Below are 26467 nucleotides of genomic sequence, written 5' to 3'. Positions count from 1 at the left end.
ATTCATATTCAGCAGTTAAACCATTGATTAATCAAGCCAATAGTTCTTAGTTAGATCGAAAAAAACAGCAATCGGGAAGAACTCCTCCCAAATATTATCCGATACACTGAATAAAACGCCAGGAGGAGGTTCAATATGTACATTGAAATGACCACTCAGCTGCGAGTGGCAGACTTTAAAAGAGGTGAGGCTTGGTATACCATCTTTCTCAACAGAGCTCCTGACTTTATTCCGCATGAAGGTTTTGCCGAGTGGGAGCTTGTCCCTGGCAGCTGGCTGCAGCTGGCCTCAGGGAAGACTGCAGAAGGAAGCGGGCCAATCCGCCTCGGAGTCAAGAATATTGAAGCAGAAAGACAGCGGCTGATGGATGAATTAAAGACAGAGCCCTTTTTAATACAGTCGCGCAGCGGGGTACCTGTAAAATGGGGCACTTTTACGGATCCCTGGGGAAATATGCTGGGCCTTTTTGAATATCTGGATAAATCAGAAGAAAAGATTCGCCTGCAAGAAATATGGGGACTTATGGTATAAGACAGAGTGAATATCCTCTGTTTTTTTCTTTGCTCTTTTTTCATCAAAAAAGAAGGACTTCTACCTTCATTATCGAAATGCATAATGATATAGCGGTATATGGGAGGTACAAGGAAGGAAAATGAAGAAGTGGATTGGTTCAGCTGGTGTTTGTATTGAAAATGGTAAACTGCTGATGGTCCTGCAGGGAACCCCTGATGAAGAAAAACGCTGGTCAGTTCCCTCGGGCGGGCAGGAGCAGGGAGAGCGCAGTGAGGAATGCTGTATCAGGGAAGTGCTGGAGGAGACAGGATATTTGGCAAAAATCATCCGTCCTTTGTTCGTGAAAGAGACTGAACTTTCCGAAGTCAGTTATTTTGAAATTAAAATAGCCGGCGGCAGCCCTGTTATCCAGGACCCTGATGGACTTATTTATGATATATCCTGGATTGGCGCAGAAGAGCTTGAGAGGATTCCGCTTTCTTTTCCTGAGGACAGGGAGTTTCTGCTTAAGCTGTTTGGGAAGCAAGAACTCCTGGAAGAGGTATAGAAAGAGAGAGAGAGGCCCGATGAAAGTGAATAGAAAAATCCATGTTATCGGCTCTGTTGGAAGCGGCAAAACAACCTTGGCCAGAAAGTTATCTGCCCAGCTGGGAATACCCCATTATGAACTGGACAATGTAGTATGGGAAAGAGGGCCGCATGGTGACAGGCGAAGGAATGAAAAGGAAAGGGATGCTCTTTTGCAGGAAATTATTGCCTCTGACAGCTGGATCATTGAAGGGGTGCACCACACCTGGATCATGGAAAGCCTTAGACAGGCAGACCAGATTATTCTGCTTGATCCCCCTTATAGCCAAAGAACCTATAGGATCTTTAAACGATTCATTAAGCAGAAGCTTCATCTGGAAAAAGCAAACTACAAGCCGACAATTAAAATGTTCGGAAAAATGTTCAGATGGAACCGGTATTTCGAAACAGTAAGCAAGCCGGAAATAGTTGAACTGCTAAAACCATATGAGGAAAAGCTGCATGTTTTGGAGGAGGATAAGAAAATGCCTGAAATAATGGAGGGGTTGATATGAATCTGATGCTGATTCTGCTGACAATGCTGTCTTCCGCAGGCTTTCTGTATTATTGGGGCAAGATTGAAGGCTCAGATGATCACTAAAGAGATGGTGAAGAAGAGGGATGCTTTCAGGAATATCATCCGGGGCTATGCTCTCTTGCTGCTGACAGGCTGTCATGATCAGAAATATGGTGAGCTGACACGGATCGATATTTTTGAGAAGGGAAAGGAACAGGAACACACCTTGGTGGATGAAGAATTGATGAACAGCATAGAGGAGAAAATGTCCCAGATAGAATGGGTTCCGAACATGAAGCCTGAAATGGAAAGAGAACCGGATGCCGAGGCAGATTTTCTTTTTACAGAGGACAATGATGAACCTGAAACTATAACCACATACTTCATATGGTTAAATGGCAAGAATGCAGAAATACTCAGCAATGACAAGCGGGAGGGCTTTGGCAGGTTAGAAAATGGCAGCGAAGATTTAAAAAAGCTATTAATTGGAGAATAAAAAAAGAAGAATCCCAGCATAAAGGGATTCTTAACTATGTTCCAGCCACATAATGGCCAGATAGTAGGCAAACATGGTAAGCAGTCCGACCGGGACCCCGAACCGTGCCCATTCCTTGCTGGTGATTTTCAGCTTCCCGGCAGAGATGATGTTAGGTATATTCCCGGGAATCAGCATGCCGCCGGAAATCAGAAGCCCGAGAAGGATGGACTGAATCGTAAAATGGTCCATGGAAGGGCTGATTTCTGCTGCTGCAAGTGTGGCGTTGTCAAGGATGGCAGATATCATGTTGACCCAATAAAGAAGAAATGGGCTCTGGCCGATCAGATAATGCTTGATCAGCGGCTCAAAGCCTGCGCCAAGGAAGGTCAGCCCCATGACAAACAGGTAGACTTTCATGCTTCTTGCCAATATTTCTTCATATGTTTCACTTCCGGATTCTTTGCGGAAGCTTCCGGGCCGTTTTTCAGGAGGCTGGATAAGGAGCATGGCCATAATCGCTAATGCAAGGAGGGCTGCGATTACCTCCGGCCCAATCAGCTCTACCAGGAAAAAAAAGTCCTCATTCAACTTTGAAATGGCTATGGTCGACAAAGGTTCTCCAATCGGCGTAAGGGCAGCCCCCAGGCCGATGGAAAAGCAGGACAGCACCGTGAAGCGAACCTCTGCCTGCCGTTCAAGACGGAGGGCACCGACAATCAGAACCAGTACCAGCGCGGCAATTATCGCAGTGATAATGCTGGAAACAAGTCCAAGCACGACAACCGTCAAAGCGGAAAACAGCCTGAATGGCATTTTTCTGCTTATCCCCATGATGATTCTCTCTAGCGGCCTCTTGAGCCATTTGAACAGCAGACCTGCAGCCAGAACAGCCGCGGTAATTTTAATTGGATCCCAGGCAGCCTTAAGGAATAACTCCCCATTGAATATCCCGCTTATAAAAGCCGCAAGAATTCCCATCGCAAATAGGAAAATCTCCAGATTGTGCTCCACAGCTTTCAGCGTAAATGGCAGCAGCAGAACAAGAAGAAAGATTAAAATTAAACCGGTCATAATCATCTGCCCATTCTTGTTTAGATTGTCCCTTAAAAGAAGGAACAGCCTATATATATGCAGCTGGAAGGACAAACTTTCATGATAAAGGCAAATCAGCCGGAACCAATTGAAAAAGGAAGACAGCTTTAGCGGGCTTCCTTTTTCCCTATGATTCCATAGAAAAAAATATTTGTAATATCCTCAGTCAGCGGCAAAGCCTTGCTGTATACATCTTCACGCTGAAAATAATCCTTCATCATCTGTACATAGAACAGCATGCTTTCAAACGAAAGATCAGGATTGATATATCCTTGTTCACGCCCTTGCTTGAACAGTTCATTGAAAAGGGGGATGGCTTTTTCCTCGTAGATTTTTTCTATATAATTGCCTTCCCCGGAATACTCCTTCATTAAGTAATGATAAAACTCTTCATGGATACCATTGGCATTTTCCTTTTTATTGAAAATGATTTTTTTCACTTTCTCAGGGAATGCTGCTGCACTGCTGATTAGCTGCTCAAATTCACTGGTAGCTTTGTCAACATAATAGAGGAATACCTCATGGATAAGCTGATGCTTGCTTTCAAAATAATTATAAATGGTCACTTGTGATACATGAGCTTCCTTCGCAATTTCTGATATGGAGACCTTATGAATTCCTGAGGCCATAAACAGTTTAAGGGATGCCTCAAGTATGTGGCGCTGTTTTTGTTCTTTTCTGCGCTGAAAACCGTCCAATTTCTTCACCTCATTATTATTGTAATTAAATTTATGTAATATAACAAATAAAAAAGTTCATAAACTCTTGTAAGAACTAAAATTTATATGTATTATGAACTCAATCAATAAAAATAATTCATATCTTCATGTAGCAATAAGAACAGAAGCAAGGGGGAATGAAAATGGCCATTATAGAAACAAACAGCCTTGTAAAAAGGTTTGGAAAGTTTACAGCCTTGAATGAGATCAATATTGATGTGAATGAGGGGGAAGTTTACGGCTTCATTGGACCGAACGGAGCCGGGAAGTCCACCACGATTAAAATATTGCTTGGTATCCTGAAGGCAACCTCTGGGGAAGCAAGACTGTTTGGAAGGGATGCCTGGAAAGATGCTGTCGATATTCATAAAAAGATTGCCTATGTACCTGGAGATGTCAATTTATGGCCAAATCTTACAGGAGGAGAGGCAATAGACTTATTTGCAAGGCTAAGGGGAGCTCGCGATATAAAACGGACAAATGAATTGCTGGAAAAATTCAACCTTGATCCTTCCAAAAAAAGCAGGACCTATTCAAAAGGCAATCGCCAAAAAGTCGCTCTTGTGTCAGCCTTTTCTTCAGACGCAGAGCTGTTTATCCTGGATGAACCGACTTCAGGACTTGACCCATTGATGGAAATCGTCTTTCAGGAATGCGTTATTGAAGCAAAAAATCAGGGGAAAAGCATTCTTTTATCAAGCCATATTCTTTCTGAGGTGGAAAAGCTGTGCGACCGGGTCGGCATCATAAGACAGGGAGAAATCATTGAAACGGGTTCACTTGCCAAGCTCCGCCACCTGACCCGCACACATTTGATTTTTCAAACCAGCAAAGTTGTACCCGGTCTTGACAGCCTGAAAGGGGTTCATGAACTTAAGGCCGATGGAGGAAGTATTTCACTGAAGGCAGATGCTGAAGAACTCGGTGAAATTCTTCAATATATCAGCCAGTTTGGCATTAACAAGCTGGAAAGCATGCCGCCGACATTAGAGGAATTGTTCATGCGCCATTATAAAGCTGCACCGAAGCAGGAGGGGAACTGAATGGTAAAGGGACTATTCAGCAGGACCGGGCTTTTAATCAAATTCCTGCTCAGGAGGGACAGGGTCAGGGCAGCCGTCTGGGTTTTAGCGCTTGCAGGGCTGACCGTAGCGACTGCTTCAGCTTTTACTGATTTATACAAGACAGATGCAGAACGCCAGGCCATTGCAGAAACGATGAAGAATCCGGCTATGACTGCAATGGTAGGACCGGGCTTTGGGCTGGAAAACTATACTGCCGGCCCGATGATGGCCCATCAGATGCTCCTGTTCACAAGCATCGCTGCAGCCATTATGAGCATCCTTCTGATGGCGAGGCATACACGCAATGATGAAGAAGAGGGAAGGATTGAGCTGATCCGTTCATTGCCTGTCGGCAGAATGGCCAATCTTACAGCAGCAGTCCTTGTTTTATTTGCTGTGAATATTGTTTTGGCCATTGTCACCGGTTTAGGACTTTACAGCCTGCAAATCGAGGGGATTGGGCTTGAAGGTTCAATGCTTTATGGAGCTGCAATCGGTGCAGCAGGCATCTTTTTTGCAGGAGTCACTGCTTTGTTCGCCCAGCTTTCAGATAATGCAAGGGGAACAGCCGGCTTGTCCCTTGCTGTTCTGGGCTTCGCCTACTTGATCCGCGCTATAGGGGATATAAGCGGAGGCAGCCTTTCCTGGTTTTCGCCGCTCGGCTGGGTAGTGTTCACTGAAGTATACGTAAATGACTTTTGGTTCCCTGTCATCCTTACAGTCATTGCGGGCATCCTGATAACAGCAGCCGCATTTTATTTCAATCTGAAACGCGATATTGATTCCGGGCTTCTGCCATCAAGACCGGGGAAGAAAAATGCCTCTCCGCTGCTATCCAGCCCATTTGCAATGGCTTTCCGGCTGCAGCGGACTGCCATTATTTCATGGGCAGCAGGTATGTTTATTCTTGGGGTTTCCTATGGATCTGTATTTGGAGATCTGGAGTCTTTTTTTACCCAAAATGAATTGCTCAAGAATATGATTGACCCTTCAAGCGGTATATCACTGACAGAACAATTCATGTCCATGCTGATGTCCGTCATTTCTATGATCACTTGTATCCCGCCGCTGATCTTCTTTTTAAGGCTTAAGAGCGAGGAGAAAAACGGCAGAATCGATATTCTGCTGTCAAAACCTATTTCACGCCTTAGGCTGGCAGGAAGCTATTTCTGCATATCCCTGGTTTCCAGCGTAATGATGCAGATTCTTGCTATTTTTGGGCTTTGGCTGGCGGCTGTGTCCGTAATGGAGGATCCGATTCCATATGAAAGGATGCTGGGTGCCGGAATTGTATATTTGCCTGCTGTCTGGCTGATGGCAGGCGCCGCGGTCTTTCTGCTGGGATACCTCCCAAAGCTTACAGGGCTTATATGGATCATACTTGGCTATTCTTTTGTTATCGTATATTTAGGAAGCTTGCTTCAATTTCCCGAGTGGCTTGAGAAGCTGTCACCATTTGGATATGTTCCGTCCCTGCCTGCAGAAGAATTTAATTTGGGACCTTTGCTTTTGCTGATAGGTGCAGCTGCTGTTTCGGCGCTTGCCGGTTTTACCGGCTATCGAAACAGGGACCTTGGCTGAAATAGAGTGGAGAAACGGATGGCTAAATAGCTGCCATCCGTTTTGTTTGTATAAAAACCACTGGCAATGTACAAGCTGGGGAGAATGGGAAGGGCTTAAACAGGGAAGAGAGGGATAGGCAGCAGCTTAATCTTTTAATTTACATAATGATTTTATCGTCTATTATTTTTTAGTTAAAAATATAAAAAAAAGCCTTCTAATTGAAGGCTGGGGGGAGTAAATAATGTATTAGCGGTAATCATTCAATCCTGTCCCGAAAATATCAAATTCGGGAGCTGTTCCTTTTGTAGAAGGAGGGACGACAGAACTGCTTCCTGTTAGGCTGATAACCATTTTTTTGGGCTCAACTTCACCTGACCGAATGGCGGCTGCATCAGTTTCTGCCTTGAATGGATTTTCGATCATGGACATGGCTGATTCAACTCCTCCTTAATTTTTCAATACACTAATTTATACCCAGAAGGACAGGTATTAAACTTATATAATGAAATAAATGCGGTCTAGTCACTGGCTTTACCCAAGATTTTCTCTTGCTGATGCTTGTCAATCTTCCGTACAATCTCAATAATATAGCGGTTCAGAAATGATTTTAGGGTGATAGTTGCGAAAGAATGATATCCTGTCCATCCTTTTTGCCATTTAACAAGTTTAGTATTGCGCTCTGCCCATGATTCGATACGGAATATAGTAAAGGTAATGCCGATCATTTTAATGGCCAGTAAAAGACCTTTGTCTTTATTTGTGACCAGGTTGGCAAGCAGGGAGGCAGTCGGGTAGAAGAGGTAGTCAAATAATATGTTGACATCACTCAATTTTGGCAGGAATCTAACCGGGTAAGTAACATACTGCTTTGCAACAACATATTTGTCTATAATTGCATTGGTATAAGCATTGAAAAGATAGGCCAGCAGACAATCTTTGATTGGGGGTTTCCTGAGGGTAAAAAAGAGGACGCCAATAGAGAGAAAGGACAATGCCCATAATATTTTCTTGTCTGATTTGCTCCGTTTCATCACTCTTCAATCCCTTCTAAGCAATATAGGCCACGACTAAGAGGCCTAACTATAGGATGTGCAGTTGGCGTTTATTTATGAAAGTTGATACAGTAAATTGAGAAACAAAAAAAACAGCCGCTTTGAGGGCTGTTCTTATTTATTCAGGATAGTTTTGATATCGATTTTAGTCATATCGCGCGCAGCAGCAAAAGAGCGGACATTCTTAGTCGCCCAATAATCATATAGCCGTGCAAGACTATTCCGATCATATACCTGATGGGCAAATGCGTCATAAAAGTAAACAAGCAGGACATTGACAGCTTCCTTTGGCAGCTGCTTTCGGCTGCTCAGGGACCTGATGGCCAAATTTTCCAGTCCGCGCACTTTTCCTCCCGTAAGCCTTGTGACCATTTCTAAAGGGGTGGCTGTTTCACAAAAACGGATAAATTCCGGATCATACAAGTTATTCAGCATCATAAATCTCCCGTTCATGGATTATCTCTTAACTATACACGTTATTTTTTTCCTGTACCATATGTGTCTGAAAAGACACATTATTGTACTTGTTGAGGTATCAGCTGAAGCGGCAGGATGATCGTTACTGTAGTACCCTTGTTCACTTCGCTTTCATATTCAATCTTCCCATCCATTTCCCTGATAATCTTATTTGTCACCATACTGCCAAGCCCGGTTCCTTTCGACTTTGTTGTGTAAAAAGGAAGGCCTATTTTCCTCAGCTGTTCCTCTGTCATACCGATTCCATTGTCAGAAACCTTAAGGGAAACTGTATTCGCCAGCTGATTGGGCTGGATGGTGATTTGGATAATACCGTCAGTCTCCGTTGATTCTATGGCATTTTTGATTACATTCATGATTGCCTGCTTAAGGTGGTGCTCATCACCCCGGACAAAATGAGGCTCATGTTCCTCAAAAAGTATAGAAGTATTGATATAATTCGCCAGCGGACGGAGCAGGTCCACACTATCCCTGATGACTTTTTCAAGGTTCATAACAGTAAGATTGAATTGTTCTGGTTTGGCGATTTTCAAATAATCGGTAATGATTTTGTTGGTTCTGTCCAATTCTTCTAATATTAGAGGGGAAAAGGTCTTAACTTGATCATCCGTAGTTTTTTCGCTCAAATACTGAATGAATCCCCTGACGGTGGTAAGCGGATTCCGTATTTCATGGGCAATGGCAGCGGCCATCTGTCCAACCATCGTCAGCTTGTCCAGATATACAACCTCTTCTATCTGCTTATTCGTCTTAATAAGTCTTTCAATAATCAGTATTATACTGCCAAAAGTAATATAAAAGGCTGTAAAATACATGAGATAAAACGATGCATCCAAAAACCTGATATTAAAATAAATGACCAGGATGTAAAGGAATGCATAAACAGCAAAAGCTGCAGAGCTTACGAGCAATTTATATGAAGTTTCAATATACTTTTTCCTGAAAGCAAGCCCGATTACCATGGCGAGAAGCGAAACCACAACACCGGTAAGCATAAATGGTCCGCCAATAGCCATTCTTATCAGGGAGACGACAAGTACAACGATGAGGCCTGGTATAGGTCCGGCATAGAGGGAAATGATCATTATCGCGATCATTCTGAAATCAAAATGAGTTTCTCCAAGCGTCTCAATAGGGTACAGCATGCAAAAAACTGCTCCCAGTGACCCAATCAGCCCATAAGTAAGCTTATGCTTAAAGGAAAGCAGTTCCTTCACTTGAAAAGGAAAAAATAAATTTGCATTAAATGTAAATGAGAAAAGTATCGTCATATTTATCAAAAGCGTTTTTAGCAAAATAATCAAATGTGATCCCCCAAAAATGACCTTTATAAGACAGCGTTGCAAACTGCCATCCTTATTATACTCGCATATTCTTGTCTGCGGGGAAATTGTACAAAATTCCTGTTTTTTTGCAGGAAAAGCCTCAGCTTTTTTTGTACATATTTCAGAAAACCTTTAGGGAAGTGGAATGAATGAAAGAATTTCTGCTTTGGCAAGTAATTATTATTTGAAGAAAGGCAGGGCAGAGGATCCTTAATGAGTAAAGAAGCAAAAAAAGGACAGTGGATATTGTTTGCACAAAAATATTTTTTAGGCACCATGATGAATCGATTCGGCTGTTTGCCTTATAAAAGAAGCATTTAGGGGAGACGATGCTTTAGATCCAGCTGAATTTCATGGCTTATTTTCTGAAAAACATTTGAAAGGCGGGGGGAATGGAAGAAGATTTGGATTTTGGCAGGTTATTTCGGCACATGCGCTTTTGGGAGTGCAGGCGTTATTAGCAGCTTTCCCAATCCGTAAGGAAATTTAAATCAGAACAAAGGCCCGGGACATAGTCCAGGGCCTTTCTATCAGGAGCGTCCGCCTTTGCCGGTGTCATCAGCCAGCTGATCAAATGATTTAACTTTGCCGTGCGGATGCTGTGTTTCCTTTCTTTGCCGCCACTGTCTTTCTTCCTGCTTTTTTGACTGTGTCATATGAAGAGCCCCTCCTTATTTTGGTGTCCTTCTTAGATTTACCTGACGGCCCTTTTTCAGTCCAAAAATTTTCTCCCAGCTGCAACCTTAAGCAATGGAGGATTAAAGTCATTATTGATCGATATTTTTTGGTTACTTTTAAAAATGAGAGGGGGCAAAATGAAATATATGAATCCTCGCTCCATATATAAGAACATAAATACAGATTTTAAACAGCAAAATAGTAAATCAAGCAGCATATCACCACCCTGGTCCAGAAGGGTCAGGGTGTTCCTTTTTTGGCCAATGCATCACGGTCTGTCGTTCCGGGAGGCTGCTCCAGCCAGCCATGCTTAATCATAATGTCTGCTCCGCTTTTAGCATATAGTGCAATCTCAACGGCAAGCCGCTGGTAGCTGGCAGCTACATCAGTACGCTGGCTTGCAACACTTGCTGTAGCATAATTTCCGGACCCGGTTGCACTTAACAGAGACATATGAAACATCATCAGCTTATCGGAAAATACCTGCATCGTTGTATCGTACACGGCTATATTAGGTGAACCCACGGCCTGTATATTGCTTTCCAGGAGGATCTTCGTAAAAATGCCGACATGCTTTTGAGAAATTTCTTTTCCTCTAAGCATAAATTCCTGAACTTCTTTCAGCCGCGCTGTTTGTGCAAAGGCTGCGGCAATCTGCAGGCCGATGGAATTTGTCTGTATATTCATGGTCAAATGAGAAATTTCCACCGCGTTTAACGGCCTTTTAGTCGCAAAGGGATTGAGGCCGCTTAAATATTTCTTTGTATCCACATAATCCGTTTCATGCGGATAAGAGATATAAGGAGCTCTTATGTAAATCCCTTTTTCAAGCATCAGGTTTGTTGTCTTATTGTAGAGCGAGGCTGTTTCTGCCAATCCTTCGGTAAAGAATTTCCTTATATCATTTCTGGCACACATAGCTAGCATGCCGCTGTAAGCAAGCATTCCTGCTTTTGCCATATGATTAATATATGCCAGGCAGAAGGTTTCAGAAAAAAGCCCGGGAGCATCCAGATTGACATCGCCGCCGCTGAAGCCATTGGGAACAGCCATTTTTTCCTCCTTGAAAAGAGGTTCCAGGTATTGCAGGTGGCTGGTCGAAAGATCAATGGCAAATTGAAGGGCTGTGCTAATTTCAGCTTCTGAGGTATGAGAAATCATATAGCCAAGAACACATTTTGACATGCTGTCATTCATATAAGTGGTCCAGAGCATTGCGATTTCTGCCGATGTAAGGGGTGTTTTCTTTTCCATGGTAAGACTCCTTCAATCAGTATGCAGATAGTGTTTGCATTTGAGAAAGGAATTATAAGGCAGTAAACTGAAAAGCCCATAGTATTTCAATTGCCTAAAAAGATAGAAAAGTTAGACTTTTATCTTTTTTGTTGACGAAATTTTCTAAATTGGTTATTCTAAGTGCACCGAAAAAATTATATATCTATAATTTCTTATCCAGAGAGACGGAGGGGTATGGCCCGATGAAGTCTCGGCAGCAGGTTCATTCGGACACTGTGCCAATTCCATCAGGCAGAAGCCTGGCAGATAAGAAGGGATTTTGTTCATACATACTGTCCTCTTCTATCTGCAGAAGGGGATTTTTTATTTCAGCCAGCTAAAATCTTATATCACTTATCCAGAGAGGCGGAGGGACTGGCCCGATGAAGCCTCGGCAGCAGGTCTGTTGACACTGTGCCAATTCCACCGGGTTTACCGGAAAGATAAGCGGAGAACAAAGTCCTCTCAGCTTGTCTTTGCTGGGAGGATTTTTAGTAGGTTAAAGAAGTAAAGAACATTTTCGGAATAAACATGTGAGGGCGGGGAGATTGCAAATGCAATTCTTAGTATTTTAATGAGTTAAATCGCTTTAAAGCAATGAATTGAAGGGGGAATCATGACTTGAAAAAAGTATCGCTTGTAACGCTTGCCATCCTGCTGTTTGCATTGGCTGCACTGACAGGATGCAGCAATGATGAAGCAGCTTCACCAACCGGAGAAAATGATGTTGAACAAGTATTAAATGCCAATCTTGGAGGGGAGCCCTATACCCTTGATCCTGCTTTTGCATCTGATACAACTTCCTTCTGGGTGATCGATAATCTTTATGAAGGTTTGTACCGCTATGATAAAGATGGAAATGCTGTGGAAGGGGCAGCAAGCAAGGTTGATGTTTCAGAAGACGGTAAAGTATACACCTTTACAATCAGGGAAGGGCAGAAATGGTCCAATGGAGATCCGCTGACAGCAAAGGATTTCGAGTTTGCATGGAAAAGGGTTCTGAATCCCGAAACAGGCGCCTATGATCCATCCAGCTTTTTTTACATAAAAGGGGCTGAAGAATATAACAGGGAAAATGGCGCTGTGGAAGATGTAGGAATTACCGCAGTGGACAAAAGTACCCTGAAGGTCGAGCTTAACACACCGATCAAGTTTTTCCCTAAAGTTCTGATGGGCCAGGGCTTCATGCCGGTGAATCAGAAAACAGTCGAAGCAAACGAAAACTGGGCGGCAGGGCCGGAAACAATCGTTACCAATGGCCCTTATACACTCGGGGAATGGGAACATAATAATCTTCTTACCCTGAAAAAGAACAGCAAATACTGGAACAGCGAAGACATTACGATGGACGCCGTAAACTTTAAAATGGTGGCTGATGCCAACACCGAGTATCAGATGTATAAATCCGGAGATATTGATTTGATCAAAAATCTTGCATCCGATGCGATAGATATGGAAAAGGGAGGCAAGGAGTTTATCAACTCGCCTCAATTCAGTGTCTATACCTATACATTCAATGTAAATGAAAAGCCTTTCAATAACAGTAAAATCCGGAAAGCATTCAGCATGGCAATCGACCGTGAGGCTATCGCAAAAAACATTTCGAAAGGCGGAGAAGAGCCTGCATACGGCTATGTGGGATTTGGTGTAGAAGGGCCGTCTGGAAAGGACTTCCGGGATGAAAAAGATCCTTACTACTTTTTTGATGCTGACGGAGCAAAAAAATTGCTTGCTGAGGGAATGAAGGAAGAAGGCTGGAAGGAGCTTCCTGCTGTCACCCTGAAGTATAATTCAGAAGGCAGCCATAAAAAGATTGCTGAAGCTCTGCAGGAAATGTTCAAGGTTAACCTTGGTGTGGAAGTGAAGCTTGAGAACCAGGAATGGAAAACATTCATAGATACTTTCAAGCAGAAAAACTTCCAGGCTGCGCGTATGGGCTGGGTAGGGGACTTCCTGGATCCGTACCCTGTTCTGGATCTATACAGCTCAGGCAGTTCCAGCAACTTTACAAACTGGTCCAATCCTGAATTTGATGAGTTGCTCGACCAGTCGCTGATTGAGCAGGATGAAGCAAAGAGATTTGATCTGCTGCATCAGGCTGAAGCTGTCCTGATGGATGAAATGCCGATCATCCCTATCTACTTTTCTTCTCAAAATGCTGTCGTGAAAGAATATATTAAAGGAATCCGGTTCAGCCCTCTCAACAATCCGGATTTCCGCTATGCTGAAAAAATTTCTGAATAAGTAAATCCGAAAGGAGCCGGCATGCCGGCTCCTTTTACAAACAGCCTTTTTCAGGCTGCAGTTTAAGAGGAAGCGGCGGGCATATTGGAAGCCGGCAGAGCAATGATTTTGCCGCCGATCTGGATATGGACGGTATCTTTGTATATAGCCTTAACAATGCCTTTTAGCAAAACAGGTGAATCTACCGCTAATTTCTTTGAATCTTTGCTGATTTCCATGCCAGAATCCTCCCAGGTATAAATTTTGATAAATCGGCAGAATGGATAAACATATAAATCAATTCTACCTTTATCGCTGAAATCCTGCGTATTTTTCACACAAAAGCAATTATCCTCAGCAGCTTTCTTCTATTAATATCTTAAGCCGCCATTTTACATATCGTGTATTCAGACAATCTTGTAATTTTTATGCGATACGACCGTGATTGGAGTATCAATTTTTAAAAGCATTGCATCCTCATCGCTGATTTGGACAAGAACGCTTTCTTCTTTGACCTTCACGACTGTTCCGGTTATGGAAAGATCATGTCTTTTAAATCTGATTGTATCTCCCTCTTTTGCCATCTTCGCGACCCCTTATCGTTAAATTTTTCAACCATTAAAAACTATGACGTAAGGACTATCCTGCTGAAATTAAATTCATTATTGCACCATAAGAAACCACTGTCAATCAAAAAGGTGAACTTCAGTTCAGGTTTTTTATCGCCTGATTTTAGCTCTCTATGATGTTCTTTATATGATATGATGAGTTAGGAGGTGAGCGTATGGCGGATAAAAATGCCGGCCCGTTTCCGGGAGAATTCCCTTCCCTGCCTAAACAGGAAAGAGCGCTGCAGAAGCGGAAGGCACTGCTGGAAAGCGGGCGGCGGCTATTCATAGAAAAAGGCTACGAGTTGACAACAGCAAAAGACATAGCAGCCGCAGCCGATGTGGCCACAGGCACCTTTTACCGCTATTTCTCAGATAAACGCCAGCTGCTTATGGCACTTCTTCAGGATAAAATCGATTTTCTGATGATTCCGGAGCCCGACTGGCTCAGTGAAGACCCGGTTCTCCTGCTTGCCCGTATGCTGGATGAGCACTATAAAAGGCTTGAGGCTGTCGGCATCCATCGGGTGCTGCCTGAACTGCTGCCCAAGGATTCTGAATTGGCCGGTATTTTACAGGAGGCTCGGAGAAATATACATATGCAGATCGTGCAGGGTTTAGAACTGGCGAGGCAAAAAGGGTTGACCTGGAAGGACATAGATCTTGACACAGCCGCATGGTCTGCCCTTATCTTGGCAGAAAATGGCCCCGCCAAAGAGGAGCAGAGCTCTTCGCCGCTCAATACACTGGAAGCAGCCCGCATTATCTGCAGGATGATTTTCCCCCCTGAGGCAATCAGCCGCAATGTGAAGAATGATGCCGAAAATATGGAATAGAAGGCCCTGGCATTGTGCCGGGCCTTCTTTTATTGAAACTGGTGTGATGGCAAGCTGGATCATCTCACAAGGATAGTTTAAGCTATAGAGTCTTTCTGAAGCCTGAATAAATCATTCACCTTTCCATGCACCCATAAACTGTATTATTTTATTTCCTCTCAAGCTGTTTCACCCCTTTTTTCAGAGCCTCCACAGCCACAATGCTGGTACAAACTGATGCAATCTCATTGGTGAAAATGAGCTTTGCCCCATAATAGAAGGCCGTACCAAAACCCATTTCCAAAGCAAGGAATTTTCTGATGGAAGACGCTTCTATTACAAAGAAGATAAACCGGCTACCTGCTCTCATTTCGCTCACCTTCCCAGACTGATCTTTTATCATATGTCTGTAAAGATTCGTCCAATTCCTGGATCTTCCTGATGCAAAAATCTTCCTGTTAATGTGCTTTTTAACTCAAGGTTTCAATTCCTGCTCAATCAGGGAAAAGCTAATATCAGCATCTTGATTTTTTCAGCGAGAAAGGGGACCGCATATATGTCAGGAATTTTACTGGCTGTCATAACAGCAGCGTGCTGGGGCAGCATCATCTTGGTCAGCAATAAACTTGGAGGAGATGACAATAGCCAGACCCTTGGGACGACCATCGGCGCACTTATTTTCGCAGGAGCGGTATTTCTCTTTGTCAGACCAGAACTTTCGCCGCTGGTATGGGGAGCCGGGCTTGCTTCGGGGGCACTTTGGTCCCTGGGACAAAAAAATCAGTTTGGGGCCGTGAAATATCTTGGAGTCGCAAAGACTACTCCGCTATCGACCGGCCTTCAGCTTATCGGGACAAGCTTTTTCGGGATTGTTGTTTTCAATGAATGGTCAACAGGGCTTCAGATTACACTCGGCATCATCGCCCTTGTCCTTATCATCGGCGGAGCAGTCATGACTTCCTGGGGACAGAAGGAAGGGAATGACGAATCAAAGAGTTTAAAAAAAGGGCTTGTCACCCTGCTAATATCGACTGTCGGTTTTGTCGGATATGTTGTCATCATCAACTGGCTGGAAATCGACGGATGGTCTGCCCTCCTTCCGCAGGCGCTCGGTATGGTCATTGGCGGAACGGCCTTGACCATTAAAAATAAGCCGTTCAATAAATATGCCCTTCGTAATCTAGTGACGGGGCTGATCTGGGCAACCGGAAATCTGACGCTGCTGCTGTCGCTTCCGAAAATCGGGGTGGCGACAAGCTTCTCGCTTTCCCAGACCGGAATTGTCATCTCTACCCTCGGAGGAATTTTCCTTCTCGGCGAGAAAACGTCCAAAAAGCAAACCATCCTTATCATCACAGGGTGCCTGCTCATCATTGCAGGCGGCGTGCTGATTGGGTTTACAAAAGGATAAGCAAAGGAGAATGGATATGTATAAAGACCTTGAAGGAAAAACAGTTGTGATAACAGGAGGAAACTCAGGACTTGGCCGGGCGATGGCCGAAAGATTCGGAGCAGAAAAATCGAATGTCGTCATCAATTACCACAGCAGTGATGATAATATTGATGAAATCATTGAAAAGATTGAAAATGCGGGAGGAAAGGCTACCAGCATCCAGGGTGATGTCGGCAGTGAAGAAGATATTAAGCGGATCATTGAACATGCAGTGCATACCTTTGGTTCTCTTGATGTTATGGTCAATAATGCAGGGATTGAAAATGAAGTCCCATCACAGGAACTTTCATTGGACGATTGGAATAAAGTCATCAACACAAACCTGACGGGTCAGTTCCTTGGCTCCAGAGAGGCGATTAATTATATGCTGGAGAACGAAATAAAAGGTTCTATCATCAATATGTCATCCGTGCACCAGCGTATTCCCTGGCCGCATTTCGTCCACTATGCTGCCAGCAAGGGCGGCGTAAAGCTGATGACCGAGACACTCGCGCTTGAATTCGCCCCTAAAGGAATACGGGTCAACTGCATTGCACCCGGGGCCATCGATACACCGATCAATGCAGAAAAATTCTCGGATCCTGAACTGGAAAAAGGCGTTCTGGAGCTCATTCCGATGGGGTATATCGGAAAGCCTGAAGAAATCGCAGCCTGTGCCGTCTGGCTGGCATCAAAAGAAGCAAGCTACGTTACCGGGCTCACACTCTTCGCTGACGGAGGAATGACGCAATATCCGGGGTTCCAGGCAGGGAAGGGCTAAATTGGGGTTTTAATACATGTGAAAAGAGGGTTCGGAGAAAAATATTCCGTGCTCTTTTTTTGGGCTTTATCTAAGAAATTTACTTAATGTGGTCTGATTTTGTAAAAAATTATGTAAACCCTGATGACCATCGTTTCAGACCCGCTCATTGCAGGAAATTGCTTATGCCCGGCAGTGGCCTGCATTGTGGAGGTTCAGCTTTGCCCCGGGTAAAGCGAAATGTTAGGAATGCAAATCATCAGCCAGTAGCTGTATAACCAGGTCGAAGATCTTTTTGTATTTTGGAGAATAATTAAGATTCTAAACCCAACCATGACGTTTATCATGTCCATCATATGACATGTATGTCTTACATCACCTCTCTCTATATTACATAATGGAATTAGCAAGTACGAGGAGGATTAACTGTATGGATAAAAAAACGTCAAAACCTGGCAAATTATCGAGGAAAAATATCTCTCCTTATGAAAAAGCAGATACAAAGAGCAGTATTGTCCAACTAATAAACACGCTGGTGCCATTCTTTCTCATTTGGTATCTGGCCTATGAAACCATGCAAATATCCTATCTGATCACCTTGATTCTGACTGTTGTTAATGCAGGATTCCTGGTGCGGATCTTCATCATTTTCCATGACTGCTGCCATAATTCTTTTTTCAAAAGCAAGAAGGCGAATGAAGTGCTTGGCATGATCACCGGAGTAATGACACTCTTTCCTTTCCATCAGTGGAGGCACAGCCATTCTGTCCACCATGCAACCAGCGGTAACCTTAATAAAAGGGGCACGGGGGACATATGGGTCATGACGGTTGATGAATACATGGACGCCAGCTTATGGCAGCGCGTGCAGTATCGGGCTTACCGCAATCCGCTTGTGATGTTCGGCCTCGGACCGATTTATGAGTTCCTCATTGCCCAGCGCTTCAACCGAAAGGGAGCACGGCCTAAGGAAAAAATGAACACTTATGTCACAAACATTCTGATTGTCCTGGTAATTGGGCTTATGTGCTGGCTGGTAGGCTGGAAGGCCTTCCTTCTGATCCAGGGACCGATTTTCTATATTTCCGGTGCGCTTGGCATCTGGCTGTTTTATGTGCAGCACCAATTCGAGGATACTTATTTCGAATACGATAAAGAATGGGAATTTGTCAGGGCAGCTGTTGATGGAAGCTCCTTTTATAAGCTTCCGAAACTCCTGCAGTGGCTGACCGGCAATATCGGCTTCCACCATGTCCATCATCTCAGCCCAAGGGTTCCGAACTATTATCTGGAAGATGCCCATAATAAAGAGCCGTTGCTCAAAAATGTCCAGACAATCACACTATCAACTAGTTTGAAGTCGCTGAAATACCGATTATGGGATGAACAGAGCCGCAGCTTTGTTACTTTCAGGGATATCCATCACCTGCTGAAAGCACAGAAGAAGAAAAGTGTTTCAGTTTAAAAAGCCTATTCAAAGGACGGAGCCCGGAAATCATGGCTCTGTCCTTTTTTGAAAGACTGTTCTCGTATAGATTGTTGCTTTCGAAAAAATCCCAAGAGCCGGATTTTTCCCTTCATACAAAAACTTTCTCTTTGAAAAAAGAGAGCAGCTCTTTTCCTATCATGATATTTCATGGTAAGCAGGGTGATATCTGTAAATTTTTTTTTAGAAAACAACAAAGTTTAAGAAAAGAGCCTTTTGAAAAGACATTTTTATGTAAAATAAGGATACAAAGATATTGGAGTTGTATAATGAAGAAAAAATTGCTTGTCTTTAACAGCAGCACCGGGATATCCCCATATATTTGGGCGATTTTGACGATACTGCCTTTCTATTTCATTTTCCAGTCTTCATCAACAGCGGAAATCGTTGCCGGCATCATTTTAACTGTCATCTTTTATTTATGCTTCCGGCTGGCATTCCTTTCGAGGGGATGGACAGTCTATATCTGGGCAGTCGTGCTGATCGGGATTTCATCTGCAATGACCACACTATTCGGCTATGTGTATTTTTCGTTTTTCATTGCTTATTTTATCGGCAATATTACTGGAAAGGCCGCTTTTGCCGTTCTTTATATCCTTCACCTGGTCGGCGCTTCTGCAGCGATTAACTATCAGTTTGTATTGCAGGATCCTTTATTTCTGAAGCAGATTCCATTCATTATTATCAGCTGGCTCAGTGTCATCCTCCTGCCATTCAGCATCAAGAACCGCAACATGCGGGGCAGGCTGGAGTCGCAGCTGGAAGATGCCAATAAACGGATCTCAGAGCTCGTAAAAATGGAGGAGAGGCAGCGGATAGCCAGGGATCTGCATGATACGCTAGGCCAGAAGCTTTCACTCATCGGCCTTAAGAGTGATCTGGCGGGTAAACTCGTCTATAAAGATCCTGAGCAGGCCCGTTCTGAGCTGAAGGATGTGCAGCAGACAGCCAGGACCGCCCTGAATGAGGTCAGGAAGATGGTCTCCCAGATGAGGGGGATCCGGCTGAAGGAAGAGGTAGTCCTGATAGAACAAATACTAGACGCGGCAGGGATTTCATTTGTGCTTAAGCAGGAGCGGCAGCTTGTCAATGTCTCACTATTTGTGGAAAATATCCTCAGCATGTGCCTGAAGGAGGCAGTGAATAATGTGGTGAAGCACTCCAATGCCAGTGAAGTCATCGTGGAAATCATGCAGGCCAATGACGAAACCGCAGTCACAGTGAGGGATAATGGCGCAGGCATAGACCCTGACCGGGACATTGGCAAAGGAAGCGGCCTGCTCGGAATCAGGGAGCGTGCTGAATTTGTCAATGGCACTATGGAGGTGTACCAGGACGAGGGAACCACACTGATTGTCCGGGTGCCGAATGTTGTGAAGATCAGACAAAAGGAGGAGCTGCAATGATTCGGATTGTCATAGCAGAAGATCAGCGTATGATGCTCGGTGCACTTGGTTCGCTGCTGAGCCTTGAAGATGATATGGAGGTTGTCGGCAAGGCTGGAAACGGCGCCGAGGCTGTATCCCTGGTCCATAAACATAAGCCGGATGTCTGCATCATGGATATTGAGATGCCGCTGAAGACCGGCCTTGAGGCAGCGGAAGAGCTGAAGGGCATGTGCAAGGTCATTATTCTGACGACCTTCGCCAGAACAGGTTATTTCCAGTCAGCTATCAAAGCCGGCGTCAGCGGCTACCTTCTTAAAGACAGCCCGAGCGAAGAACTGGCAGGCAGCATCCGCAGTGTCATGGCAGGCCGCCGCATTTACGCCCCGGAGCTGATGGACGATATGTACGCCGAAGAAAATCCCCTGACCGAAAGGGAAAAGGCAGTACTTGAACTGGTCGCAGACGGCAAGAACACAAACGAAATTGCAGCAGAGCTGTCCATTAAAACCGGGACAGTGCGGAATTATGTGTCCGCAATCATGGAGAAACTTGAAGTACAGAATCGAATTGAAGCTATCACACGTTCCCGTGAAAAGGGCTGGTTTAAATAATGAGAAGAGCTGGATGGACTCCGGCTCTTTTCTTTGTGTATTGGCAATATTTTCTAAATAGAAAAATTATCTCTGATTCTGGGTTGAATAAAAGGAATTCTAGGTAGAATCCTTCACATTTCAAGTATAAAAACTAAAAATTCAGGCATAAAAACTAAATTTCTATGTAGAATCCCTTCTTCACCACTAAGGATATGCCTCATCACATCCAAATTAAGGCAGTAATCCCCAATTCGGCAGAGTCCAGCCAGAAATTATATGATCATCAGAAAAATTTCCCTGTTTTTTGCCCCTTTTTACATCTGTGTTGCGTCTATATTACAAACGGCTTTTTGAGCAGCTAGGAGGGGGGCGATTGAACCCTGACAGAGACAAAGATTGGCAGAAGCTTGCAAAGGAAGAAGCCATAGAATATGCCATGGATTTGTATGGCGAGAAATTGAAGCGGTTTATTTATACATATACGAAAAGCTGGTCACAGACTGAAGATGTGCTTCAGGAAGTGTTCCTGAGTGTTTATATGAATCTGGAAAACTTTAAAGGTGAATCGTCTTTTAAAACATGGATTTACAGGATTGCCGCAAATAAATGCAAAGATCATCTAAGAAGCTGGCATTACCTCCATCTCCAGCTTACTGACAAACTATTCTGGTTTGACAGAAGGGAGAAATCGGCTGAGGATGAGCTGGTTGAAAAAGATGGACAGGAACGCCTGATGGAAAATATTTTGGGGTTGCCGGTCAAATACAGGGAGAGCATCCTCCTTTACTATGTGAAGGAATTTTCAATGCCTGAGATTGCCGAGATTCTGGATCTTCATATTGAAACGGTTAAAACGAGGATCAGAAGGGGCCGGGATAAGTTGAAAGTCTTTTATTCTGAAGAAGAAGGGAATGAATTCAGTGGATGACAGGCTGGAAGATTTGAAGCGGCAATTTGATTCCTATATTTCTAAGGACCCGGTTTTTACAGAGAAAGATAAAAGGCTGATCAGGCAAAAGATTGCGGCAGCGAAGGAAAAGAAAGCGGCACGTTACTCAACCTTTATCCCCAGGGCTGCCGCATGGCTCACAGCAGGTGTATTTTTTCTGTCTGCGGGCGGTTTTGCCGGATATCAGCTGGGCCTCCTGCAGACAGAAGGACAGAGTTTAAAACAGCAGGAAACAGTTAAAGAAATCGTCCCAATCGACGATGGCCGAAACATTTTTGACCCTGAGAAAGCAGTGGCGGGCGATATGGTAGCGGGAATGGGTTTATCCCAGCTTGATAGTGAAGGCAGGCATGGAGCATTCCAGACAGTGTATGCAGAATTCAAGGGAGAAAAGCTTTTAAGCGGCACAGTCCAAAGTTTCGGCGGCTCCACCGGTTTCCTAGAAGGCCAATTCTACTTTAAGCCTGATGCAGATTCTGCAGCTCTCCTGCCGCGTTTTAAGGGAGACACAAGGGAAAGCTGGATTATTTTTGAAAATCAAGAAGACTTCTCAGAAAAAATAAAAACGGCTGCAGAAGAAGGCGGAAAGATGCAAGTCGTCATAGACACCTATACCATCCGCTTTGCCCCATCGGATTCAAACAATACTGCGAGGATAAAATCAATTGTAAAAAATTCACCGGTAATCTCCATAAAAAAGGAAGGGAAAACAGCTGTTCCTATGGAAAAAGGTAAAGGGAAGGCTTCCATTTCAATCGACAGCACACAGAGGTTCATCTGCGGAATTTCGCTTGAAAATCTCAATCCCGGCCGCCGGTATACGATTACACTGAAGTCTTCCGCAAGTGCTGGCGTTGTGTTCGGACCGGCTGAAAATATAGAAATAGCTGAAGGGTCGATTGAGGATGAAATTTATTTCATCCCTTCTGCTGACGGCAGGCTTGAGGTGTCGATGGCTAACCCAGTCCGCATCCTTGAAGGCGGGAGTGAGTTCTTTTTGATTGTACAGGCAGAGGGCGATATGGCGGACATGTCTGTATCCAGGCCTTTTCAATTCAGAAAATAAAAGGGGGGTCTTAAAAGTGGAAGTGGAAAAAGAGAAAAAAAAGTCAAAAAATAAGCTGCCATTCCGGCTCAACCTGCTTTTTTTCTTTGTTTTCGTATGCTTCAGCCTGCTGATTGTGCGGCTGGGCGTGGTCCAGATTGTCAAAGGTGAGGATTTCGTGAACGAGCTGAACCGGACCGAAAACCTCGTCATCAAAGAATCTGTTCCAAGGGGGAAAATTTTTGACAGGGATGGCCGGCTTATTGTCGACAATATCGGGCAGAATGCCATTTCCTATATAAAGGACCAGAACACGAAGCAAGAGGAAATCAAGGATGTTGCTGCAGAGCTTGCCAAATATATTGAAATGAGCACAGATAAGCTGACAGAAAGAGATCTGAAGGATTTCTGGATCCTGACCCATGAAGAAGAGGCAAAGGCACTGCTGACTGAGGAAGAGCTGGAAAATGAAAAGCTGACATTTAAAGACCTTTATAAGCTTCAGCTAAAAAGAATTAATCCGGAAAAGCACCTTGCGGAAATGACGCCTCAGGATAAAAAGGTGGCCGCTATCTTCAGGGAAATGGCAAAAGGCTATGCGCTCACACCGCAGATCGTCAAAAATGAAAATGTAACCAGTAAAGAAGCCGCTCTCGTTAGTGAGCATCTTCAGGACATGCCAGGTGTCGATGTTTTCACGGACTGGAAGCGTGAATATCCGAACGGCGATACGTTCCGCTCGATCCTTGGGAATATCAGTTCAAGCGATGAAGGCCTTCCTCAGGATCGGCTGGAATATTTCACTTCACGCGGCTACAGTCTGAATGACCGGGTCGGGAAAAGCCAGATTGAATATCAGTATGAAGATGTGCTCGCTGGTGAAAAGACGAAAACAGAATACAAAGTGGACAAAAGCGGAAAAGTGAAGGAAGCAGAGGTAATATCTCCCGGAAAAAGCGGAAAGGATCTGATCCTGACCATTGATCTTGAGCTGCAGGAGAAGGTGGAGGAAGTCATCGAACGCGAGCTGAAAGCTGCTAAAGCAAGCGGCGGCGGCAGGTTTCTCGACAGTGCATTCGTTGTCATGACCAATCCAAGGACAGGTGAAGTCCTGGCTATATCAGGCAAGAAACTTAAATACGAAAATGGCGGCTATAAGGTGGATGACTATGCACTTGGGGCTTTCACTTCATCGTATGAAGTCGGGTCCGCCGTCAAGGGGGCGACTGTACTTGCCGGCTATGAGATGGGCGTCCTGCAGCTCGGAACCAGATTTAAGGATGAGCCTCTTAATCTGTATGAAACTCCAGTGAAAAAATCATACAGCCTATCGCTCGGTTCGCCGAATGATATTGAGGCACTGAAGAAATCATCGAACGTTTATATGTTTAAAACGGCGATCCGGGCGCTAGGCAAGGAATATACCCCCGGGATGAAGCTGCCGTATGATCCAGGCGCATTTGAAAAGTTCCGCTATTATTTCAATCAGTTCGGCCTTGGTGTCAAGACGGGGATCGACCTTCCGAACGAATCCAGCGGCCTGCCGGGCACCGATTACAGGCCCGGGCTTCTGCTCGACTTGTCAATCGGACAGTATGATACATATACAGCCCTTCAGCTCGCACAATATATATCGACGATTGCCAATGACGGCAACCGCATGAAGCTCCAGCTTGTCAGGGAAATCAGGGAACCATCACCGGCAAAAGAGCTGGGCCCTGTCTATAAGGGCTTCGAGCCGGTTACACTGAACCGCATCGATATGAGCGAGCGGGAAATCCAGCAGGTTCAGGCCGGCTTCAAGAAGGTATTCCAGGAACAGGGCGGGACTGCAGCAAGCTATTTCAGCGGGAGCCCTTACCGGGAGTATGACCTGGCAGGAAAGACCGGCACAGCACAGTCGTTTTATTATAGTATGGAAGAGAAAAAGCTATACAAAGACACACCAACCTATAATCTCACACTGGCGGGATATTCGCCTTCACGTGATCCCGAGGTTGCCTTCTCGATTGTTGTGCCTTATGTGTCTTCTGATAAAAACACCATCAATAAAAAAATCGGCCAGGGCATTATGAAGGCTTATTATGACTTAAAAAAAGGAAAAATAGCTGAGGACACCGAATAAAATGGAAAAGGCGAAAGTAAGGGGCCATGAATGGGCCCCTTTTTCCATGGCTGAAATGATCAACTGTAATCTAAAACTAACTTAAAGGGGGATTTTTAAATGATAATCAGAGAGCTTAAGAGCTTGGGAGAAAAAGAACTGAAACAGCTGTCCGTGCTGTTGGCTGATGCAGTCAACAGCGGAGCGTCGATTGGATTTCTGCCGCCGATGGATGAAGCAGCCGCATATTCCTACTGGAAGGAACTGCAGCTGAATGATACTGCCCTATTGATAGCAGAAGAAAAAGGAACTATAGCAGGGGCTGTCCAGCTTCAATTTTGCACAAAAGACAACGGCAGCCACCGTGCTGAAATAGGCAAGCTGATGACACATACAAACTTCCGCCGCAAAGGGATTGGCCGCCGGCTGATGGTGTCCGCCGAGAAACGGGCAGTGGAAGGCGGAATTTCCCTGATTGTGCTCGATACAAGGGAGGGAGATCCTTCCAACCTGCTTTATCGTTCCCTGGGTTATACAGTATCAGGCATGATTCCCTGCTATGCCCGCTCGGAAGACGGCACCCTCCACACTACCGTCTTCCATCACAAACTCCTATCTTAATATCCTGCTATATTGGGAAACTGCCAGGGTTTACGCTTTTACTCCCCGGTTCTGGAAGAAAAATGTTAAAATACAATAGATTGACAAATTTTTCATCCGGGAGACGCATCACTGAAATTCGGATAATTATCCGGGAGCGCTCTCCATTCATTTAGGAGGCAGAAACATGAATTCACTATTAAACAAGCCAAAAGGCATCGGCCAGATTCTTGACCTTACCTTCAGCCTGGCCAGGAACAGATTTGGTTCTTTTACTGCTATCTTTCTCATTCTGGTAGGGCCGGTTTATCTTCTCCAGGCACTGTTCAGCCTGGCCGCGGGACAAAGCTTTTTCAGGGACATTAATGCCGGGGGGAGCTGGTTTGAACAAATTGCTTCAAGCTTTGAAACAGACACCACGGGAGCAGGTATTTACGCACCGGGTTCGCTTTTTGCCGATCTGGGCCTGGTATTTGCCGGCCTTCTGTCAGCTTTAATGATCCCTGTGGCGGGGGCGGCTGTCCTTATAGCGGTAGACCAGGTGAGAAAAGGAAAGGAGTTTACCCCGGGAATGGTGATCAAGAAGGCTTTCAGGCGGTTCTGGCCGATTCTGGGAACAAGTATCCTTTTTAGCTTAATCACCTTCGCCATCGTTATCCTGCCGATTGTATTCGTATCAATCACTGGTATATTCGGGTCCATGGTCCATCCTGTGATCGGCTTCATTTTTGCCGGGCTGTTTTTACTCGCTTTTGCCGTTGGAGTAGGCTACCTCCTGACGAGGTGGAGCTTTTACTTTGGATATACCGTTCTGGAAAAGAAAGCGCCGGGTTTCTCAGAAAGCTGGACATTGACCCAGGGGCGCTCCTGGCATATGCTCCTTATTTATGCCCTGCTGTTTTTGATCATCGGGATAGTATCTTTTGCGATCGAGATGACGGCCGGCCTGCTCCTTGGAGGCAGTGTACTGTTTGATATCATCCTGAACCTGGCAACCCTTGTCACAACATGTTTGTATTATGTCGGGTTTTCTGTGATGTATTTTGATCTGAAAGGAAGGCAGGGCGGCGATGACCTTAACAGCATGATAGAGGACTACAGCCGGGTGCAGTAGAATGAGTGTTGAGAATATTGGCAAGAGGTG

At 44.6% G+C, this 26467-nt stretch carries 29 protein-coding genes and 2 riboswitches; of the genes, 18 read left to right on the top strand and 11 right to left on the bottom strand.

Features of this window, described 5'->3' with window-relative positions:
* Positions 1-135 precede the first annotated feature (135 nt).
* The 4 genes from LCM00_RS02365 (at position 136) to LCM00_RS02350 (ending at position 2093) form a co-directional block, all read left to right on the top strand.
* Positions 136-531 (top strand): VOC family protein, encoded by a 396-nt coding sequence (locus tag LCM00_RS02365; protein WP_224897507.1) that lies wholly within the window; start codon positions 136-138, stop codon positions 529-531.
* A gap of 121 nt (positions 532-652) precedes the next feature.
* Positions 653-1060: an NUDIX domain-containing protein gene (locus tag LCM00_RS02360; RefSeq protein ID WP_224897506.1), complete on the top strand. Its 408-nt coding sequence runs from the start codon at positions 653-655 to the stop codon at positions 1058-1060.
* A gap of 19 nt (positions 1061-1079) precedes the next feature.
* Complete coding sequence (locus LCM00_RS02355) at positions 1080-1595, top strand: AAA family ATPase (protein WP_224897504.1); 516 nt, start codon at positions 1080-1082, stop codon at positions 1593-1595.
* A gap of 75 nt (positions 1596-1670) precedes the next feature.
* On the top strand, positions 1671-2093 hold the full coding sequence (locus tag LCM00_RS02350) for a hypothetical protein (protein ID WP_224897502.1): 423 nt from the start codon (positions 1671-1673) through the stop codon (positions 2091-2093).
* A gap of 30 nt (positions 2094-2123) precedes the next feature.
* Here LCM00_RS02350 and LCM00_RS02345 read toward each other — a convergent pair whose 3' ends face one another.
* Both LCM00_RS02345 and LCM00_RS02340 read right to left on the bottom strand, forming a co-directional pair.
* Positions 2124-3149 (bottom strand): DUF1646 family protein, encoded by a 1026-nt coding sequence (locus LCM00_RS02345; RefSeq protein WP_224898146.1) that lies wholly within the window; start codon positions 3147-3149, stop codon positions 2124-2126.
* Positions 3150-3274: 125 nt separating this feature from the next.
* Positions 3275-3865, bottom strand: a complete 591-nt coding sequence (locus tag LCM00_RS02340) for a TetR/AcrR family transcriptional regulator (RefSeq protein ID WP_224897500.1) — start codon at positions 3863-3865, stop codon at positions 3275-3277.
* A 164-nt stretch (positions 3866-4029) separates the two neighbouring features.
* Between LCM00_RS02340 and LCM00_RS02335 the strand changes: the two genes are divergently transcribed.
* Together LCM00_RS02335 and LCM00_RS02330 are read left to right on the top strand one after the other, a co-directional pair.
* The gene (locus LCM00_RS02335; RefSeq protein WP_224897498.1) at positions 4030-4929 is read left to right on the top strand and encodes an ABC transporter ATP-binding protein; all 900 of its coding nucleotides are present in this window, start codon (positions 4030-4032) and stop codon (positions 4927-4929) included.
* On the top strand, positions 4930-6531 hold the full coding sequence (locus LCM00_RS02330; RefSeq protein ID WP_224897496.1) for an ABC transporter permease: 1602 nt from the start codon (positions 4930-4932) through the stop codon (positions 6529-6531).
* A 228-nt stretch (positions 6532-6759) separates the two neighbouring features.
* Here LCM00_RS02330 and LCM00_RS02325 read toward each other — a convergent pair whose 3' ends face one another.
* The 6 genes from LCM00_RS02325 to LCM00_RS02300 form a co-directional block, all read right to left on the bottom strand.
* Complete coding sequence (locus LCM00_RS02325) at positions 6760-6936, bottom strand: hypothetical protein (RefSeq protein WP_224897494.1); 177 nt, start codon at positions 6934-6936, stop codon at positions 6760-6762.
* A gap of 95 nt (positions 6937-7031) precedes the next feature.
* Entirely contained in the window at positions 7032-7544 is a 513-nt protein-coding gene (locus LCM00_RS02320) for a CBO0543 family protein (RefSeq protein ID WP_224897492.1), read from the bottom strand.
* Between the two features lie 135 nt (positions 7545-7679).
* Positions 7680-8000, bottom strand: coding sequence for a hypothetical protein (locus LCM00_RS02315; protein WP_224897490.1), 321 nt, complete (start codon positions 7998-8000; stop codon positions 7680-7682).
* A gap of 80 nt (positions 8001-8080) precedes the next feature.
* Complete coding sequence (locus LCM00_RS02310; RefSeq protein ID WP_224898144.1) at positions 8081-9313, bottom strand: ATP-binding protein; 1233 nt, start codon at positions 9311-9313, stop codon at positions 8081-8083.
* Positions 9314-9897: 584 nt separating this feature from the next.
* Complete coding sequence (locus tag LCM00_RS02305) at positions 9898-10023, bottom strand: DUF6254 family protein (protein WP_224897488.1); 126 nt, start codon at positions 10021-10023, stop codon at positions 9898-9900.
* A gap of 262 nt (positions 10024-10285) precedes the next feature.
* On the bottom strand, positions 10286-11299 hold the full coding sequence (locus tag LCM00_RS02300) for a DUF3231 family protein (RefSeq protein ID WP_224897486.1): 1014 nt from the start codon (positions 11297-11299) through the stop codon (positions 10286-10288).
* 191 nt (positions 11300-11490) lie between these two features.
* A riboswitch (SAM riboswitch) is annotated at positions 11491-11594 on the top strand.
* 77 nt (positions 11595-11671) lie between these two features.
* Positions 11672-11770: riboswitch (SAM riboswitch) on the top strand.
* Positions 11771-11941: 171 nt separating this feature from the next.
* Here LCM00_RS02300 and LCM00_RS02295 point away from each other — a divergent pair.
* On the top strand, positions 11942-13564 hold the full coding sequence (locus LCM00_RS02295; RefSeq protein WP_224897484.1) for a peptide ABC transporter substrate-binding protein: 1623 nt from the start codon (positions 11942-11944) through the stop codon (positions 13562-13564).
* Between the two features lie 62 nt (positions 13565-13626).
* Here LCM00_RS02295 and LCM00_RS02290 read toward each other — a convergent pair whose 3' ends face one another.
* Complete coding sequence (locus tag LCM00_RS02290) at positions 13627-13782, bottom strand: hypothetical protein (protein WP_009793575.1); 156 nt, start codon at positions 13780-13782, stop codon at positions 13627-13629.
* 168 nt (positions 13783-13950) lie between these two features.
* Positions 13951-14127 carry a DUF2187 family protein gene (locus LCM00_RS02285; protein ID WP_101547864.1) on the bottom strand — a complete coding sequence of 59 codons (177 nt, stop codon included), beginning with the start codon at positions 14125-14127 and terminating at the stop codon, positions 13951-13953.
* A gap of 200 nt (positions 14128-14327) precedes the next feature.
* Between LCM00_RS02285 and LCM00_RS02280 the strand changes: the two genes are divergently transcribed.
* Positions 14328-14987, top strand: a complete 660-nt coding sequence (locus LCM00_RS02280; RefSeq protein ID WP_224897482.1) for a TetR/AcrR family transcriptional regulator — start codon at positions 14328-14330, stop codon at positions 14985-14987.
* A 148-nt stretch (positions 14988-15135) separates the two neighbouring features.
* Here the strand turns inward: LCM00_RS02280 and LCM00_RS02275 are convergent, their stop codons facing one another.
* The gene (locus tag LCM00_RS02275; protein WP_224897480.1) at positions 15136-15336 is read right to left on the bottom strand and encodes a hypothetical protein; all 201 of its coding nucleotides are present in this window, start codon (positions 15334-15336) and stop codon (positions 15136-15138) included.
* A gap of 186 nt (positions 15337-15522) precedes the next feature.
* Between LCM00_RS02275 and LCM00_RS02270 the strand changes: the two genes are divergently transcribed.
* From LCM00_RS02270 to LCM00_RS02225, 10 genes are all read left to right on the top strand, one after another.
* Positions 15523-16377, top strand: a complete 855-nt coding sequence (locus LCM00_RS02270; RefSeq protein ID WP_224897479.1) for a GRP family sugar transporter — start codon at positions 15523-15525, stop codon at positions 16375-16377.
* A 16-nt stretch (positions 16378-16393) separates the two neighbouring features.
* Positions 16394-17179 (top strand): glucose-1-dehydrogenase, encoded by a 786-nt coding sequence (locus tag LCM00_RS02265; protein ID WP_224897476.1) that lies wholly within the window; start codon positions 16394-16396, stop codon positions 17177-17179.
* Between the two features lie 409 nt (positions 17180-17588).
* Complete coding sequence (locus LCM00_RS02260) at positions 17589-18623, top strand: fatty acid desaturase (RefSeq protein ID WP_224897474.1); 1035 nt, start codon at positions 17589-17591, stop codon at positions 18621-18623.
* A gap of 290 nt (positions 18624-18913) precedes the next feature.
* Complete coding sequence (locus LCM00_RS02255; RefSeq protein ID WP_224897471.1) at positions 18914-20050, top strand: sensor histidine kinase; 1137 nt, start codon at positions 18914-18916, stop codon at positions 20048-20050.
* Positions 20047-20643: a response regulator transcription factor gene (locus tag LCM00_RS02250; RefSeq protein WP_224897469.1), complete on the top strand. Its 597-nt coding sequence runs from the start codon at positions 20047-20049 to the stop codon at positions 20641-20643. Before LCM00_RS02255 ends, LCM00_RS02250 begins: the two co-directional genes overlap by 4 nt.
* A 355-nt stretch (positions 20644-20998) precedes the next feature.
* The gene (locus LCM00_RS02245; RefSeq protein WP_101547856.1) at positions 20999-21553 is read left to right on the top strand and encodes a sigma-70 family RNA polymerase sigma factor; all 555 of its coding nucleotides are present in this window, start codon (positions 20999-21001) and stop codon (positions 21551-21553) included.
* The gene (locus tag LCM00_RS02240; protein WP_224897467.1) at positions 21537-22640 is read left to right on the top strand and encodes a hypothetical protein; all 1104 of its coding nucleotides are present in this window, start codon (positions 21537-21539) and stop codon (positions 22638-22640) included. The genes LCM00_RS02245 and LCM00_RS02240 overlap by 17 nt, the downstream gene beginning before the upstream one ends.
* A 16-nt stretch (positions 22641-22656) precedes the next feature.
* Positions 22657-24744 (top strand): peptidoglycan D,D-transpeptidase FtsI family protein, encoded by a 2088-nt coding sequence (locus tag LCM00_RS02235; RefSeq protein ID WP_224897465.1) that lies wholly within the window; start codon positions 22657-22659, stop codon positions 24742-24744.
* A gap of 99 nt (positions 24745-24843) precedes the next feature.
* The gene (locus tag LCM00_RS02230; RefSeq protein WP_224897463.1) at positions 24844-25344 is read left to right on the top strand and encodes a GNAT family N-acetyltransferase; all 501 of its coding nucleotides are present in this window, start codon (positions 24844-24846) and stop codon (positions 25342-25344) included.
* A 166-nt stretch (positions 25345-25510) separates the two neighbouring features.
* A complete protein-coding gene (locus tag LCM00_RS02225; protein WP_224897461.1) occupies positions 25511-26437 on the top strand; it encodes a hypothetical protein in 927 nt (308 codons plus the stop codon).
* Positions 26438-26467: the final 30 nt, after the last annotated feature.

It is taken from the genome of Bacillus infantis, from assembly GCF_020171945.1.
Lineage (GTDB): Bacteria > Bacillota > Bacilli > Bacillales > Cytobacillaceae > Bacillus_AB > Bacillus_AB infantis_A.
Note: the sequence above shows the minus strand (reverse complement) of the source record. Positions and strands in the feature narration are given on the sequence as shown.

Excerpts from the sequence above, each read along its gene's own strand:
- LCM00_RS02365 (WP_224897507.1), top strand. The coding sequence starts at position 136 with ATGTACATTGAAATGACCACTCAGCTGCGAGTGGCAGACTTTAAAAGA.
- LCM00_RS02360 (WP_224897506.1), top strand. The coding sequence starts at position 653 with ATGAAGAAGTGGATTGGTTCAGCTGGTGTTTGTATTGAAAATGGTAAA.
- LCM00_RS02355 (WP_224897504.1), top strand. The coding sequence starts at position 1,080 with ATGAAAGTGAATAGAAAAATCCATGTTATCGGCTCTGTTGGAAGCGGC.
- LCM00_RS02350 (WP_224897502.1), top strand. The coding sequence starts at position 1,671 with ATGATCACTAAAGAGATGGTGAAGAAGAGGGATGCTTTCAGGAATATC.
- LCM00_RS02335 (WP_224897498.1), top strand. The coding sequence starts at position 4,030 with ATGGCCATTATAGAAACAAACAGCCTTGTAAAAAGGTTTGGAAAGTTT.
- LCM00_RS02330 (WP_224897496.1), top strand. The coding sequence starts at position 4,930 with ATGGTAAAGGGACTATTCAGCAGGACCGGGCTTTTAATCAAATTCCTG.
- LCM00_RS02325 (WP_224897494.1), bottom strand. The coding sequence starts at position 6,936 with ATGATCGAAAATCCATTCAAGGCAGAAACTGATGCAGCCGCCATTCGG.
- LCM00_RS02320 (WP_224897492.1), bottom strand. The coding sequence starts at position 7,544 with ATGAAACGGAGCAAATCAGACAAGAAAATATTATGGGCATTGTCCTTT.
- LCM00_RS02315 (WP_224897490.1), bottom strand. The coding sequence starts at position 8,000 with ATGCTGAATAACTTGTATGATCCGGAATTTATCCGTTTTTGTGAAACA.
- LCM00_RS02310 (WP_224898144.1), bottom strand. The coding sequence starts at position 9,313 with ATGACGATACTTTTCTCATTTACATTTAATGCAAATTTATTTTTTCCT.
- LCM00_RS02305 (WP_224897488.1), bottom strand. The coding sequence starts at position 10,023 with ATGACACAGTCAAAAAAGCAGGAAGAAAGACAGTGGCGGCAAAGAAAG.
- LCM00_RS02300 (WP_224897486.1), bottom strand. The coding sequence starts at position 11,299 with ATGGAAAAGAAAACACCCCTTACATCGGCAGAAATCGCAATGCTCTGG.
- LCM00_RS02290 (WP_009793575.1), bottom strand. The coding sequence starts at position 13,782 with ATGGAAATCAGCAAAGATTCAAAGAAATTAGCGGTAGATTCACCTGTT.
- LCM00_RS02285 (WP_101547864.1), bottom strand. The coding sequence starts at position 14,127 with ATGGCAAAAGAGGGAGATACAATCAGATTTAAAAGACATGATCTTTCC.
- LCM00_RS02280 (WP_224897482.1), top strand. The coding sequence starts at position 14,328 with ATGGCGGATAAAAATGCCGGCCCGTTTCCGGGAGAATTCCCTTCCCTG.
- LCM00_RS02275 (WP_224897480.1), bottom strand. The coding sequence starts at position 15,336 with ATGAGAGCAGGTAGCCGGTTTATCTTCTTTGTAATAGAAGCGTCTTCC.
- LCM00_RS02270 (WP_224897479.1), top strand. The coding sequence starts at position 15,523 with ATGTCAGGAATTTTACTGGCTGTCATAACAGCAGCGTGCTGGGGCAGC.
- LCM00_RS02265 (WP_224897476.1), top strand. The coding sequence starts at position 16,394 with ATGTATAAAGACCTTGAAGGAAAAACAGTTGTGATAACAGGAGGAAAC.
- LCM00_RS02260 (WP_224897474.1), top strand. The coding sequence starts at position 17,589 with ATGGATAAAAAAACGTCAAAACCTGGCAAATTATCGAGGAAAAATATC.
- LCM00_RS02255 (WP_224897471.1), top strand. The coding sequence starts at position 18,914 with ATGAAGAAAAAATTGCTTGTCTTTAACAGCAGCACCGGGATATCCCCA.
- LCM00_RS02250 (WP_224897469.1), top strand. The coding sequence starts at position 20,047 with ATGATTCGGATTGTCATAGCAGAAGATCAGCGTATGATGCTCGGTGCA.
- LCM00_RS02240 (WP_224897467.1), top strand. The coding sequence starts at position 21,537 with ATGAATTCAGTGGATGACAGGCTGGAAGATTTGAAGCGGCAATTTGAT.
- LCM00_RS02230 (WP_224897463.1), top strand. The coding sequence starts at position 24,844 with ATGATAATCAGAGAGCTTAAGAGCTTGGGAGAAAAAGAACTGAAACAG.
- LCM00_RS02225 (WP_224897461.1), top strand. The coding sequence starts at position 25,511 with ATGAATTCACTATTAAACAAGCCAAAAGGCATCGGCCAGATTCTTGAC.